14 protein-coding genes are annotated in these 13403 nt (G+C 71.9%); 13 read left to right on the top strand and 1 reads right to left on the bottom strand.

All coding sequences use genetic code 11. The features are described 5' to 3' along the window. The 10 genes from C6N40_RS11535 to recO all read left to right on the top strand — a co-directional run. Positions 1 to 343: hypothetical protein (locus C6N40_RS11535; protein ID WP_425477712.1), on the top strand; the 343-nt coding region annotated here is incomplete at its 5' end. Continuing rightward, positions 340 to 1281: a MucB/RseB C-terminal domain-containing protein gene (locus tag C6N40_RS11540; protein ID WP_106991186.1), complete on the top strand. Its 942-nt coding sequence runs from the start codon at positions 340 to 342 to the stop codon at positions 1279 to 1281. The genes C6N40_RS11535 and C6N40_RS11540, both read left to right, overlap by 4 nt. Continuing rightward, positions 1274 to 1720 carry a SoxR reducing system RseC family protein gene (locus C6N40_RS11545; RefSeq protein WP_106991187.1) on the top strand — a complete coding sequence of 149 codons (447 nt, stop codon included), beginning with the start codon at positions 1274 to 1276 and terminating at the stop codon, positions 1718 to 1720. Before C6N40_RS11540 ends, C6N40_RS11545 begins: the two co-directional genes overlap by 8 nt. Positions 1721 to 1724: 4 nt before the next feature. Then, a complete protein-coding gene (locus tag C6N40_RS11550) occupies positions 1725 to 3179 on the top strand; it encodes a DegQ family serine endoprotease (protein WP_106991188.1) in 1455 nt (484 codons plus the stop codon). Positions 3180 to 3274: 95 nt separating this feature from the next. Next, on the top strand, positions 3275 to 5068 hold the full coding sequence (gene lepA, locus C6N40_RS11555) for a translation elongation factor 4 (RefSeq protein WP_106991189.1): 1794 nt from the start codon (positions 3275 to 3277) through the stop codon (positions 5066 to 5068). 35 nt (positions 5069 to 5103) lie between these two features. Next, the gene (gene lepB / locus C6N40_RS11560) at positions 5104 to 5916 is read left to right on the top strand and encodes a signal peptidase I (protein WP_425477714.1); all 813 of its coding nucleotides are present in this window, start codon (positions 5104 to 5106) and stop codon (positions 5914 to 5916) included. A gap of 23 nt (positions 5917 to 5939) precedes the next feature. Further along, positions 5940 to 6317: a DUF4845 domain-containing protein gene (locus C6N40_RS11565; protein WP_106991191.1), complete on the top strand. Its 378-nt coding sequence runs from the start codon at positions 5940 to 5942 to the stop codon at positions 6315 to 6317. Then, complete coding sequence (gene rnc, locus C6N40_RS11570) at positions 6314 to 6970, top strand: ribonuclease III (protein ID WP_106991192.1); 657 nt, start codon at positions 6314 to 6316, stop codon at positions 6968 to 6970. Before C6N40_RS11565 ends, rnc begins: the two co-directional genes overlap by 4 nt. Then, positions 6967 to 7875: a GTPase Era gene (era, locus tag C6N40_RS11575; protein WP_106991193.1), complete on the top strand. Its 909-nt coding sequence runs from the start codon at positions 6967 to 6969 to the stop codon at positions 7873 to 7875. The genes rnc and era overlap by 4 nt, the downstream gene beginning before the upstream one ends. 3 nt (positions 7876 to 7878) lie before the next feature. After that, positions 7879 to 8592, top strand: a complete 714-nt coding sequence (recO, locus tag C6N40_RS11580) for a DNA repair protein RecO (protein ID WP_106991194.1) — start codon at positions 7879 to 7881, stop codon at positions 8590 to 8592. Here recO and C6N40_RS11585 read toward each other — a convergent pair. Beyond that, a complete protein-coding gene (locus C6N40_RS11585; RefSeq protein WP_106991195.1) occupies positions 8589 to 9245 on the bottom strand; it encodes a response regulator in 657 nt (218 codons plus the stop codon). The two genes, recO and C6N40_RS11585, sit on opposite strands and share 4 nt — an antisense overlap. A gap of 47 nt (positions 9246 to 9292) precedes the next feature. On the opposite strand from C6N40_RS11585, the gene C6N40_RS11590 reads away from it, so the two are divergent. From C6N40_RS11590 to rlmD, 3 genes are all read left to right on the top strand, one after another. Then, positions 9293 to 11317, top strand: coding sequence for an intermembrane phospholipid transport YdbH family protein (locus C6N40_RS11590; protein ID WP_162782204.1), 2025 nt, complete (start codon positions 9293 to 9295; stop codon positions 11315 to 11317). Between the two features lie 14 nt (positions 11318 to 11331). Continuing rightward, the gene (locus C6N40_RS11595; protein WP_240183511.1) at positions 11332 to 11943 is read left to right on the top strand and encodes a YdbL family probable chaperone protein; all 612 of its coding nucleotides are present in this window, start codon (positions 11332 to 11334) and stop codon (positions 11941 to 11943) included. 130 nt (positions 11944 to 12073) lie between these two features. Beyond that, the gene (gene rlmD / locus C6N40_RS11600) at positions 12074 to 13393 is read left to right on the top strand and encodes a 23S rRNA (uracil(1939)-C(5))-methyltransferase RlmD (RefSeq protein WP_106991197.1); all 1320 of its coding nucleotides are present in this window, start codon (positions 12074 to 12076) and stop codon (positions 13391 to 13393) included. Positions 13394 to 13403 lie beyond the last annotated feature (10 nt).

Genomic DNA, 13403 nt, shown 5'->3' on the forward strand with positions numbered 1-13403 from the left:
GCTGCCCGGCCTGCTCGGCACCGGCAGCGCCCCGGGCCTGCCGCCGGCCGCACCCGACCTGGCCGTCCGCCCGGTGGCGCCGCCGCTGGACATGGCGCCGGTGGCCCCGGTGTCGCCGCTGCCCGCCGAGACCGACGGCCTGGCGATCGCGCCGGCGCCGCTGGCCAGGCCCTGGCCGCGCTCGCCGGTGGCGCGCGATCCGCGCGCGATGGAGGCCTACCTGGTGCGCCACAACGCGGCGATGGCCGCCGACGGCCTGGGCGGCTTCATGCCCTATGTCGACGTGGTGGCCCACGACGAGCGCGCCGCCGCCGACACCGGCCGGGAGCAGGGCGAGCGGTGAGCCCGCGCCGCCTGCCCGGCGCCCTGCTGGCCCTGCTCCTGCTGCTGCCGGGGCTGGCGCTGGCCGACGACGCGGCCGCCTGGCTGGCGCGGGTGGGCCCGGCCCTGCGCGGCCTGGACTACGAAGGCACCCTGGTCGTGGTGGCCGACGGCCGGGTCGAAACCCTGCGCGTCTTCCACGCCGTGCAGCACGGCCGCGAACGCGAGCGCCTGGTGGCGCTCAGCGGCCCGCCGCGCGAGGTCATCCGCGATGGCAGCCGGGTGATGTGCATCGGCACCGGCGAGCAACCGGTGGCCTACGACCTCGACCAGGCCGGCCGCTGGAGCCCGGCGCTGGCGGTGTCGGAGGCGGCCGGCCTGTCCGGGTACCGCGCACGCCTGGCCGGCGAAGGGCGGGTGGCCGGGCACGCCGCCCGCCAGGTCGAGGTGCAGGCCGCGGACCACTGGCGCTACGGCTACCGGCTGTGGCTTGAGCGCGACAGCGCCCTGCCGCTGCGCGTGGACCTGCTCGACGGCCGCGGCCGTGCCATCGAACAGGTGGCCTTCACCGAACTCGCGCTGGGCCGCTCGCCGTCCGAGGCCGACCTCGCGCCCTCCGCCGGCGTGCCGCTGCAGCGTTACGCCAGCCTGCCGCCGGTGGAAAGCGACGGCGTGGCCTGGCAGGTGCCGGCGCCACCGCCCGGCTTCCGGCTGCGCGCGGCGCAGCCGCTGCCCGGCGGCGGCGCCCATCTGCTCTACAGCGACGGCCTGGCCAGCGTTTCGGTTTACGTCGAACCGTCGGCCGAGTCCCTGAGCGGCGGCCTGCGCCAGCAGCGCGGCGCCGTGCACGCCCGGTCGTTCTGGTCCGACGGCTGGCAGGTGCTGGCGATCGGCAAGGTGCCGGCCGCCACCGTCGAGCACTTCGCCCGCACCGTGCGGCCGGTGCCCGCCGATGGCTGAGCGCGAGGCCGTGGTCGTCTCCTGCGCCGGCGGGCGCCTGGGCCTGCGCCTGCTCGGCAGCGCCTGCGACGGCTGCGTCGGTGGCTGCGGCGGCCGGTGCAACCTGTTCGCCGGCGATGGCCAGGGCGTGGTCGAGCTGGAAGTGCCTGCCGACGCGCGGCATCCGCCGGGCCAGCGCCTGCGCGTGGCCATGGACGACGCAGCGCTGCGGCGGGCCGCCTGGCGCGGCTACGGCCGGGTGCTGCTGGGCCTGCTTGCCGGTGCCGCGGCGGGGCAGGCGCTGGGCCTGTGGCTGGGCCGGCATGCCGACGCCCTGAGCCTGGCCGGCCTGGTGCTGGGAACTTTCCTGGTGGCGCGCTTTTCCAAGCCCCGCCTGCCCGGGCCGGTGCTGCTGCCCGCCCGGGCCCACGACAACCCCGAGAACACGACGGAGTCCTGACCCCATGAAGCATCCGTTTCCCCGCGCACTCCTGCTCGCCCTGGTCCTGGCGTCCCCGGGCCTGATGGCGCAGGTGCCGGCGGCGGCCGAGGCCGCGCCCATCGTCGAACTTCCCGACTTCACCCGCCTGGTCGAGGCCACCGGCCCGGCCGTGGTCAACATCGAGGCCACCAGCGGCGGCGGCCGCGAACAGGCCGCCCCGCGCCAGGGCGCCGAAGAGCCGCCGATGCCGGAGGACATGCCCGAGTTCTTCCGCCGCTTCTTCGGCCAGCCCGGCATGCCCGATCGCGCGCCGCGCCGCGGCACCTCCCAGGGCAGCGGCTTCATCATCTCCAGCGACGGCTACGTGCTCACCAACCACCACGTGGTCGACGGCGCCGACGAGATCATCGTGCGCCTGAGCGACCGCAGCGAGCTCAAGGCCGAACTCGTGGGCAGCGACCCGCTTTCGGACGTGGCCCTGCTCAAGCTCGATGCCAAGGGCCTGCCGGTGCTGAAGATCGGCGATTCGCGCCGCCTCAAGTCCGGGCAGTGGGTGCTGGCCATCGGCTCGCCCTTCGGCTTCGAGCACTCGGTCACCGCCGGCGTGGTCAGCGGCGTCGGGCGCCGCTCGCTCGATCCGAGCCAGCAATACGTGCCTTTCATCCAGACCGACGTGGCGATCAACCGCGGCAACTCCGGCGGCCCGCTGCTCAATACCCGCGGCGAAGTGGTGGGCATCAACTCGCAGATCTTCTCCAACTCCGGCGGCTACATGGGCGTCAGCTTCGCCATCCCGATCGAGGTGGCGATGAACGCGGTGCGCCAGCTGCGCGAAACCGGCCGGGTCGAGCGCGGCCAGCTGGGCGTGCGCATCCGCGACGTCGAGCGCGCGCGCCTGGCCGAGCTGGGCCTGGACCGTCCGGTCGGCGCCTTCGTCGAGCAGGTCGACAACGGTTCGGCCGCCGCGAAGGCCGGCATCCGCCCGGGCGACGTGATCACCCGGTTCAACGGTCGCGACGTGCTCGGCTCCGCCTCGCTGCCGCCGATGGTCGGTGCGCTGCCGCCGGGCGCCAGGGCCACCGTCACCGTGATGCGCGACGGCAAGCCGCGCGAGCTGGTGGTCACCCTGTCGGCGCTGGACATGGCGGCGTCCGGGGCCGCGCCGGCCCCCGAGTCCGCGCCGGCGGTGCCGGCCGCCAACCCGATCGGCCTGGAGGTCGAGGCGCTCGACGCCGCCGCCCGCTCGGCCATGGGCCTGTCGGCGGGCGAGGGCGTGCTGGTTTCCCGGGTGACCGGGCTGGCCGCCCGCCGTGCCGGCCTCTCCCCGGGCGACGTGGTGCTGCGGGTGGACCGCCGCGACATCGGCTCGGTGGCCGACTTCCAGGCCGCGACCAGGGACCTCAAGGCCGGCGACGAGGTCCGTCTGCTGGTGCGCAATGCCCGCAGCACCGGCTTCGTGAGCTTCGAGCTGCGCTGATCCGGCCCCGGGGCCGGCCCACCCGGGCCGGCCTGCGGGGGCTGTGCGATAATGGCCCGTTTACGGCCACGAACCGGCACCCATACCGCCCCCGCATGCAGCACATCCGCAATTTTTCCATCATCGCCCACGTGGACCACGGCAAGTCCACGCTCGCCGACCGCATCATCCAGATCTGCGGCGGCCTTCAGGCACGCGAGATGGAGGCCCAGGTGCTCGACTCGAACCCGATCGAGCGCGAGCGCGGCATCACCATCAAGGCCCAGTCGGTCTCGCTGCCCTACAAGGCGCGCGACGGCATCACCTATTACCTCAACTTCATCGACACGCCCGGCCACGTCGACTTCAGCTACGAAGTCAGCCGCTCGCTGGCGGCCTGCGAGGGCGCGCTGCTGGTGGTCGACGCCGCCCAGGGCGTCGAGGCGCAGTCGGTGGCCAACTGCTACACGGCGGTCGAGCAGGGCCTCGAGGTCGTGCCGGTGCTCAACAAGATCGACCTGCCCACGGCCGACATCGACCGGGTCAAGAAGGAAATCGAGGCCGTCATCGGCATCGACGCCGAGGATGCGGTGGCGATCAGCGCCAAGACCGGCCTGAACGTCGAGGAGGTGCTCGAGGCCATCGTGCAGCGCATCCCGCCGCCGAAGCCGCGCGACACCGACAAGCTGCAGGCGCTGATCATCGACTCGTGGTTCGACAACTACCTGGGCGTGGTCTCGCTGGTGCGCGTGATGCAGGGCGAGCTCAAGGCCGGCGACAAGATGCTGGTGATGTCCACCGGCCGCACCCACCAGGTCGACAAGGTCGGCGTGTTCACCCCCAAGCGCAAGGAAATGCCGAAGCTCGGCGCCGGCGAGGTGGGCTGGATCACCGCTTCGATCAAGGACGTGCACGGCGCGCCCGTGGGCGACACGCTCACGCTCGCCAACGACCCGGCGCCCAAGCCGCTGCCCGGCTTCCAGGAAATGCAGCCGCGCGTGTTCGCCGGCCTGTTCCCGGTCGACGCCGACGACTATCCGGCGCTGCGCGAGGCGCTCGAGAAGCTGCGCCTGAACGACGCCGCCCTGCGTTTCGAGCCCGAGAGCTCCGAGGCGATGGGCTTCGGCTTCCGTTGCGGCTTCCTGGGCATGCTGCACATGGAGATCGTGCAGGAGCGCCTGGAGCGCGAATACGACCTCAACCTCATCACCACCGCGCCGACGGTGATCTACGAAGTGCTGCTCACCGACGGCAGCACCATGCCGCTCGACAACCCGGCCAAGCTGCCGGCGGTGAACAAGATCGACGAGATCCGCGAGCCGATCATCCGAGCCAACATCCTCACGCCGCCCGACTACGTGGGCAACGTGATCAAGCTGTGCGAGGAAAAGCGCGGCCGCCAGGTCGGCATCAACTACCTGGGCTCGCAGGTGCAGATCAGCTACGAACTGCCGATGGCCGAGGTGGTGCTCGACTTCTTCGACAAGCTCAAGTCGGTTTCGCGTGGTTACGCCTCGCTCGACTACCACTTCGAGCGCTTCGAGGCCGGTCCGTTCGTGCGCGTCGACACCCTGATCAACGGCGACAAGGTCGACGCGCTGAGCCTGATCGTGCACCGCAGCCACGCTGACCGGCGTGGCCGCGAGGTCTGCGAGAAGATGCGCGAGCTGATCCCGCGGCAGATGTTCGACGTGGCCATCCAGGCCGCCATTGGCTCCCAGATCATTTCGCGCTCGACCGTCAAGGCGATGCGCAAGAACGTGCTGGCCAAGTGCTACGGCGGCGACGCCACCCGCAAGAAGAAGCTCCTCGAGAAGCAGAAAGAAGGCAAGAAGCGCATGAAGCAGGTGGGCCGGGTGGAGATCCCGCAGGAAGCCTTCCTCGCCGTGCTGCAGACCGACAACAAATAAGCGGCCCCCGCCGCGAGGAAACCCGACGCGTGAAAATCGACCTTGCCCTGATCCTGACCTCGCTGGCCGCCCTGACCGGCCTGGTCTGGTTGTTCGACCGCCTGTTCTTCGCCACCAAGCGCCGGCTGATGCAGGCCGAGGGCGAGGAAGTGGCCGAGCCGGTGCTGGTGGACTACGCCCGCCAGCTGTTCCCGATCATCTTCATCGTGCTGGTGCTGCGCAGCTTCCTGGCCGAGCCCTTCCGCATCCCGTCGAGCTCGATGATGCCGACCCTGTTGGTGGGCGACTTCATCCTGGTCAACAAGTTCACCTACGGCATCCGCCTGCCGGTGGTGAACAAGAAAGTCATCGAGCTCGGTTCGCCGGCCCGGGGCGACGTGGTGGTGTTCCGCTTCCCGGGCTACGGCCCGGACGACAAGAACGCCGGCACCGACTACATCAAGCGCATCGTTGGCCTGCCCGGCGACCGCATCGCGTTCCGCGACCAGACCCTGTTCATCAACGGCGAGCCGGTGGCCAAGGAGCCGGCCGGCGTCTACGTCGGCAGCGGCCACGGCCGGGCCATGACCGGGGCCACCCAGTTCGAGGTCGACCTGGGCGGTTACCGGCACTACTCCCTCGAGGAGAGCCGCTTCTCCAACCCCCGGGCCGAGGGTGAGTGGCTGGTCCCCGAGGGCCATTACTTCGCCATGGGCGACAACCGGGACCGCAGCGAGGACAGCCGCTGGTGGGGCTTCGTGCCGGACGAGAACCTGGTCGGCAAGGCCTTCGTGGTCTGGCTCAACTGCGAGGGCTGGTTCTGCTCCGGGGCGTTTGACTACACCCGGATTGGCGATACCATCCGGTGAACGGGTCAACCGGGGGAGAGGACATGGTCAGCAAGCAGCGCGGCATGACGTTGATGAGTTTCGTGATGGTCCTGGTGGTCGTGGGCTTCTTCGCCCTGGTCGCCATGAAGCTGTTTCCGATGTACAGCGAGTACTTCAACCTCAAGGGCGTGATGACCGAGTACGCGGCGCAGCCGAACTCGGCCTCGATCCCGCCGGCGCAGATGCACACCGACCTCAACCGCCGTTTCGGCATCGCCTACGTCTCGTCGGTGAAGAAGGAGCACATCAAGCTCGTCCGCGAGGGCGGCGTGAGCAAGCTCAACATCGCCTACGAGGTGCGCGTGCCGCTGTTCGGCAACCTCGACGTGGTCGGCAGGTTCGACAACACCGTCGAGCTCACGGGTCGCCCGGCCGAGTGACGGATCGGATCGGCCACCGCTTCCGATCCCCCGAACTGCTGCAACAGGCCCTCCGGCACCGCAGCGCAGGTTCGCCGCACAACGAGCGCCTGGAATTCCTCGGCGACGCCCTGGTCAACCTGGTCGTCGCCGAGGCGCTTTACGAACGCTGGCCCAAGGCCGACGAAGGCACGCTCACCCGCGCCCGCGCCAGTCTGGTGCGCGAGTCCTCGCTGGCCGAACTGGGCCGCACCCTGGGGCTGGGCAGCCGGCTCGAGCTGGGCCCGGGCGAAATGAAGAGCGGCGGCCATCGCCGCGACTCGATCCTGGCCGACGCGGTCGAGGCCGTTGTCGGCGCCATCCACCTCGACGCTGGCTTTGAGACCTGCCGGGCGGTGGTGCTGCCCTGGTTCGAGCCGGGACTGGCCGAACTGCCCACCGGCAAGGCCGAGAAGGACCCCAAGACCCGCCTGCAGGAATGGCTGCAGGGCCGGCAGCTGCCGCGCCCCGCCTACCGGCTGGTCGAAACCCTCGGCGACGACCATGCCCGGGTGTTCCGGGTGGCCTGCGAAACCGCCGATCCCGCGCACGAGGCCTTCGCCGAAGGCAGTTCGCTGCGCGCCGCCGAACAGCTGGCCGCCGAGCGCGTGCTGGCGATGCTGGAGACCAAGTGAGCGACCCCACTCCCGACACCCCGTTCCGCGCCGGCACCGTCGCCGTGCTCGGCCGCCCGAACGTGGGCAAGTCCACCCTGGTCAATGCCCTGGTCGGGGCCAAGGTGAGCATCGTCTCGCCGCGCCCCCAGACCACCCGCCACCGGCTGCTGGGCATCGCCACCTTCGAGCACGGCCAGCTGCTGCTGGTCGACACCCCGGGTATCCACCGCGAGCAGAAGCGGGCCATGAACCGCATGATGAACCGCGCCGCCCGCGGTGCCATCGAGGGCGTGGATGCCGCGACCCTGGTCATCGAGGCCGGGCGCTGGACCGAGGAGGACAGCCTGGCCTACTCGGCGCTGCACCAGTCCGGCGTGCCGGTGGTGCTGGTGGTCAACAAGATCGACAAGCTGGCCGACAAGACCGCGCTGCTGCCCTTCATCGCCCAGATCACCCACGAGCGCGAGTTTGCTTCGGTGCATCCGGTCTCGGCGCTCAAGGACAAGGGCCTCGAGGCACTGGTGAAGGACCTGCTGTTCCTGATGCCCGAATCCGACCCGATGTTCGGCGAGGACGAGATCACCGACCGCAGCGAACGTTTCCTGGCCGGCGAGCTGGTGCGCGAGCAGCTGATGCTGCGCCTGGGCGAGGAACTGCCGTACTCGACCACCGTCGAGATCGAGAAGTTCGAGGAAGACGGCGAATTGCTCCGCATCGCCGCGGTCATCTGGGTCGAGCGCGAGGGCCAGAAGCCGATCGTCATCGGCAAGGGCGGTGAGCGCATGAAGGCCATCAGCACTGGCGCCCGCATCGGCATGGAGAAGCTGTTCGGCCGCAAGGTCTTCCTCGAGACCTGGTGCCGGGTGCGTGAAGGCTGGTCCGACGACGAGGCCGCGCTGCGGCGCTTCGGTTATTCGGACTGAACCATGCGCGTCCTCGCGCAGCCGGCCTACGTGCTGCACGCGCGCCCCTGGCGCGAAACCAGCCTGATCGTCGAACTGCTCACCCGCGACCATGGCCGGGTCGGCGTGGTGGCGCGCGGCCTGCAGGGCGCCAAGCGGCATCCGCTGCGGGCGGCGCTGCAGCCGCTGCAGCACGTGCGCGCCGACTACCTGCCGCGCGGCGAGCTGGCCCGGCTGCTGCAGGCCGAGGCGGTGGACGCCGCGCCGCGCCTGCAGGGCGAGCCGCTGATGGCCTCGTTCTACGCCAACGAGCTGCTGCTGCGGCTGATGCCGCGCCAGGATCCCGCGCCCGAGCTCTACGAGCGCTATGGCGAACTGCGCCTGGCGCTGGCGGACGCGGCCGGGCTCGCCTGGCAGCTGCGCCGCTTCGAACGCGACCTGCTTGAACTGCTCGGCTACGGCCTGCTCCTGGACAGCGCCGAGGACGGCGACCCGCTCGACCCGGCGGCCCGCTACCGGCTCGATGCCGAACGCGGCGCGGTGCGCGACCGCAGCCATGCGCCCGGCTCGACCAGCGGCGCCGCGCTGCTGGCCCTGGCCGGCGACCGCTGCCCGCCGCCGGAGCAGCTGGCCGAACTGCGCGGCGCCCTGCGCGGCGTGCTGGCCGCGCACCTGGGGCCGCAGGGGCTGAAGTCCTGGGGCCTGCTGTCGGAACTGGCCCGGCTGGGCCGCGACTAGCGCCCGCCGGCGTCGAGCAGGCGCTCGCTGCAGGCCACGAAACGCCGCAGCGCCATCGCGTCGGCCGGTGCCGCATGCAGTGCCCGCACCGCGTCGAGCAGGGGCAGGGCGCCGACGAAACCACAGCTGGCCTTGAGCCGGTGCAGCACCGCGCGGGCCTGCTCGTGCTGGCCCGCGGCGCAGGCGTCGCGGATCTCGCGTTGCTGCGCCGGCAGCTCGTCGAGGAACAGCCGCCGCAGTTGCGCCAGGGCGCCGGCCTGGCCGGCCACGGCCGCCAGCCCGGCGGCCTCGTCCCAGGGCGGCAGGGCATCGGGCGGCAGCACCGCGGCCACGGCCCGACGCAGCGAGGCCAGGTCGATCGGCTTGGGCAACACGCGCAGGAAGCCCGGCGCCTGTGCGCCGTCGTCGGCACTCAGGGCCAGCGCGGGTGTCTGCAGGCCGGCGGCCCGCAGCGCGGACAGCAGCGCCTCGCCGCGGCCGTCGGGCAGCTGGAGGTCGAACAGCCACAGCGCGTGGCCGCCTTGGAGCGCACGCTCGCGCGCCGCGGCCACGGTGCCGGTGATCTCGACCTCGGCCGGCAGGCTGGCCAGGCCGGCCGAGAGCGTCGCGGCGCTGACCGGGTCGTCCTCGAGCAGCAGCAGGCGCGGGTTCATCCGGGGTCCCGTTTGATGGTCGTCACCAAGGCACTATGCTGGCGAGCATGCGGCGAGTCTCCGGTCCCGGCAAGTTCCTGTGTGGCGTGCTGCTGATGCTGGCGGCGCTGCCGCTGCAGGCACGCGTGCTGCGCATGGAGGTCGATGCGCTGCGCTCCGGGGCGGCGAACCTGCAGGGCGTGGACGTCCGGCTGGACTGGCGCGACGGCGCCAGCACCGGTGAACTCTCGCTCGACGCCCGCCGGCTCGACGTGCCGGCGCTGGGCCAGGTGCACCAGGGCCTGCGCTGGCGCTGTCCGCTTTCGCGCGACGACGCCGGGCGCTGGCGCTGCGAAGGCCAGGTGCGTTCCGACGCCGGCGCGGGCCGGCTGCAGGTGGCGCTCTCGGGCGAGGCCATCGACGCGATGTTTGCTTCGGCGGGGGCGTCGCTCGACTACGGCTGGCAGGCGGGCGCGCCCGATCGCCATCGCGTCGACCTGCGCGCCGTGCCCGTGGCCTGGCTGGAGGCTTTCCTCGCCTCGCTCTGGGAGGCGGGGCAGTGGGGCAGCGGACGGCTGGACGGCCGCGTCGACCTGCAGCTGCCGGCCGACGCGCCCCTGCGTGCGCAAGCCGACCTGGTCCTGGCCGACGTCGGCGTGGACACGCCCGACGGCTGGCTGGCCGCGGCCGGCATGCACGGCAGGCTGCGGCTGGCCTATGCGCAGCCCGGCGGGCAGACCGCGGTGGACCTGCACTACAGCGCCCGCGGCGGCGAGTTCCTGGTCGGCAGCCTGTACGTGCCGCTGCCCGACGCGCCGGTGGAGCTGGCGCTGGCGCTGCGCGGCGGCGATGACGGCTGGCGGGTGCCGGCCTTCTCCTGGAAGGATGGCCGCGTACTCGAGGCCGCGGGCTCCGCACGCTTGGACACCGCCGGCACGCTGGCCGACCTCGACCTGTCGCTGTCCCTGGGGGAACTGGCCACCGCGCGCGACCGCTACCTCAGCGGCTACCTCGCGCCGGCCGGCTTCGCCGACCTGGTGCTGGCCGGCGAGGCGAGGGCGCGCCTGGTGCTGGCGGGGGGCGAGCTCGATTCGCTCTCGCTGGGCCTCGAGCGCCTGACCGCCATAGACCCGCGCCAGCGCTTCACCCTGGCCGGCCTCCACGGCGACCTGCGCTGGACCGCCGGTACGGAGCCCGTGGCCGGCGCGCTGGCCTGGGACAGCGCCGCCCTGTTCGGCATCGGCCTGGGCCACGCCAACATGCCCTTCCGCAGCGCCGGCGGCCAGTTGCTGCTGGTGTCGCCCGTGTCGGTGGCGGCGCTCGAGGGACACATCCGGCTCGACCAGCTGCGCTGGCAGCCGCCCGGTGGTGGCAACGGCGCGCGCTTCCAGCTCGGCGCCACGCTCGAGGCGCTGGACCTGGGCAGCCTCTCGCAGCGCCTGGGCTGGCCGCCCTTCACCGGCACGCTCGGCGGGCGCATTCCTTCGGCGCGCTACGAAGGCAACGTACTCACGCTCGACGGCGGCCTGGCCATGCAGGCCTTCGGCGGCACGGTATCGCTGTCGGAACTGGTGATGGAGCGCCCCTTCGGCGTGGCGCCCACGCTGTCGGCCGCGGTCGCCATCGACGACGTGGACATGGAGCCCATGACCGCCGCCTTCGGCTTCGGCTCGATCACCGGCCGCATGGACGGCCGCATCGCCGGCCTGCGCATGGTCGACTGGTCGCCGGTGGCCTTCGACGCCTGGCTGGGCTCGGACGAGAGCTGGAAGGGCCGGCGCCGGATCAGCCAGCGCGCGGTCGAGGACATTTCCAAGGTCGGCGGTGGCGGCGGCCTGATGGGCGGCCTGCAGGCCCAGGCGCTGCGCCTGTTCGACGACTTCCGCTACGCGCGCCTGGGCCTGGGCTGCCGGCTGCGCGACAACGTCTGCGTGATGTCGGGTGTCGGTTCAGCAGGCGATGGCTATACCATCGTCGAGGGAGCCGGCCTGCCGCGCATCCAGGTGGTGGGTTTCCGCCGCCGCGTCGACTGGCCCACCCTGGTGGCGCGCCTGAAGGCCGCCACCGAGGGCCAGAACCCGGTCATCGAATGAGCAAGGAGAGGACGATGGGCATGAATCTGAAGCGGCTGCTGGTGGCACCGGCGCTGGCGCTGGCGGTGTTCGCGCTGGGCGCCTGCGTCACGATCAACGTGTATTTCCCGGCGGCCGAGGCGCAGCAGGCGGCCGAGGAGTTCGTCGAGAAGGTGCTGGGCGAGGAGGGCGAGGCGGCCCCGGCCGGCGGGGATCCGCAGGCGTTGCGCGCCCCGGTGCGGGCGGGCTTCAACCCGCTGTCGCTGCTGATCGGCGAGGCCCATGCCCAGGAGGCCGACATCACCATCCGCACGCCGGCCATCCAGGCGATCCAGGACCGCATGGCCGCGCGTTTCCAGTCCGGCCTGCAGGCGCACTTCGACTCCGGTGCCGTCGGTTTCGGCAAGGACGGCCTGGTGGTGCTGCGCGATCCCTCCAAGGTCGCCCTCAAGGACCGCGTGTCCGTGAACCAGCTGGTGGCCGACGAGAACCGCGACCGCAACGCGGTCTACCGCGAGATCGCCGTGGCCAACAACCACCCCGAGTGGGAAACCCAGATCCGCGAGACCTTCGCCCGCCAGTGGGTGGCCAGCGCCCGCAAGGGCTGGTGGTACCAGGCCAGCGACGGCGCCTGGAAGCAGAAGTAAGAGCGCCCTCGGGCGCGAAGGCTGCGGGGTCCGGCGCCCGGGCCGGGGCCACAGGCCCCGGAAGGCAGCCGGCAAGCAGTGGGGGCGCGGATTTGCGACAATCCGCGCCCCTTTGTTTCCTGGCGTCACCGTGGCCCGTACCCGACTCAAGCAGCGCCCCCCGTTCGAACTCCAGATCACCGACCTGAGCCACGATGGCCGTGGCGTCGGCCGGCGCGAGGGCAAGGCGGTCTTCGTCAGCGGCGCACTGCCCGGTGAAACCGTGCTGGTGGAGCAGACCGGCCGGAACCGGCATTTCGACGAGGGCCGCGCCCTCGAGGTGCTGGTCGCCTCGCCCGATCGCGTCGAGCCGCGCTGCCCGCATTTCGGCAGCTGCGCCGGCTGCGTGCTCCAGCACCTGTCCGAGCCGCGCCAGATCGAGGCCAAGCACGGCGTGTTGCTCGACAACCTCAAGCGCATCGGCCACGTCGAGCCGCAGCGGGTGCTCGAGCCGCTGACCGACGCGGCCTGGGGCTACCGCCGCAAGGGCCGCTTCTCGGTGCGTTTCGTCGAGAAGAAGGGCAAGGCGGTGGTCGGCTTCCGCGAGACCAACCCGCGCTTCGTCGCCGACCTGTCCACCTGCCATACCGTCATCCCGGCCATCGCGGAGAAGATCCCGGCGCTGGGCGCCCTGGTCGATTCGCTCGACGGCAAGCGCACCATCCCGCAGATCGAGTTCATCGCCGGCGAACAGGGCGTGGCCCTGGTGTTCCGGCACCTCGAGGCCTTGTCCGGGGATGACCTGGCCCGCTTGGTCGCCTTCGCGAAGGACACCGGTTTCGCGCTGTTCCTGCAGTCCGGCGGCGTCGAGTCGGTGCGGCCGCTGTGGCCCGAGCAGGTCGAGCTCTCGTTCGCGCTGCCCGAGTGGGACCTGCACCTGGGCTTCCGTCCGCTGGACTTCATCCAGGTCAACGCCGGGCTCAACGACAAGATGATCGCCAAGGCCATCGAACTGCTCGACCCGCAGCCGGGCGAGCGCGTGCTCGACCTGTTCTGCGGCCTGGGCAACTTCACCCTGCCGCTGGCGCGCCGCGCCGGCCACGTGGTCGGCGTCGAGGGCGAGGCCGGCCTGGTGGCGCGCGCCCGCGAGAACGCCGCGCGCAACGGCCTTGCCAACGTGGAGTTCCATGCCGCCGACCTGGCCAAGGACCTCGGCGGCGAGCCGTGGATGAAGGCCGGCTTCGACAAGCTGCTGCTCGACCCGCCGCGCGCCGGTGCCGCCGAGGTGCTGGCGCAGCTGCCGCTCAAGGGCATCGACCGCATCGTCTACGTGTCCTGCCACCCGGGTTCGCTGGCGCGGGACGCCGGCTTCCTGGTGCGCGAGCGTGGCTACAGGCTGGTGGCCGCCGGTGCGATGGACATGTTCCCGCAGACGGCGCACGTCGAGTCGATCGCGCTGTTCGAGAAATAAGCCAGGGAGC

The organism is Arenimonas caeni (assembly GCF_003024235.1).
Taxonomy (GTDB): Bacteria; Pseudomonadota; Gammaproteobacteria; order Xanthomonadales; family Xanthomonadaceae; genus Arenimonas; species Arenimonas caeni.

Bases quoted from the DNA above. Each gene is read 5' to 3' on its own strand.
- C6N40_RS11545 (WP_106991187.1), top strand. From the start codon at position 1,274: ATGGCTGAGCGCGAGGCCGTGGTCGTCTCCTGCGCCGGCGGGCGCCTG.
- C6N40_RS11550 (WP_106991188.1), top strand. From the start codon at position 1,725: ATGAAGCATCCGTTTCCCCGCGCACTCCTGCTCGCCCTGGTCCTGGCG.
- lepA (WP_106991189.1), top strand. From the start codon at position 3,275: ATGCAGCACATCCGCAATTTTTCCATCATCGCCCACGTGGACCACGGC.
- C6N40_RS11565 (WP_106991191.1), top strand. From the start codon at position 5,940: ATGGTCAGCAAGCAGCGCGGCATGACGTTGATGAGTTTCGTGATGGTC.
- recO (WP_106991194.1), top strand. From the start codon at position 7,879: ATGCGCGTCCTCGCGCAGCCGGCCTACGTGCTGCACGCGCGCCCCTGG.
- C6N40_RS11585 (WP_106991195.1), bottom strand. From the start codon at position 9,245: ATGAACCCGCGCCTGCTGCTGCTCGAGGACGACCCGGTCAGCGCCGCG.
- C6N40_RS11590 (WP_162782204.1), top strand. From the start codon at position 9,293: ATGCGGCGAGTCTCCGGTCCCGGCAAGTTCCTGTGTGGCGTGCTGCTG.
- C6N40_RS11595 (WP_240183511.1), top strand. From the start codon at position 11,332: ATGGGCATGAATCTGAAGCGGCTGCTGGTGGCACCGGCGCTGGCGCTG.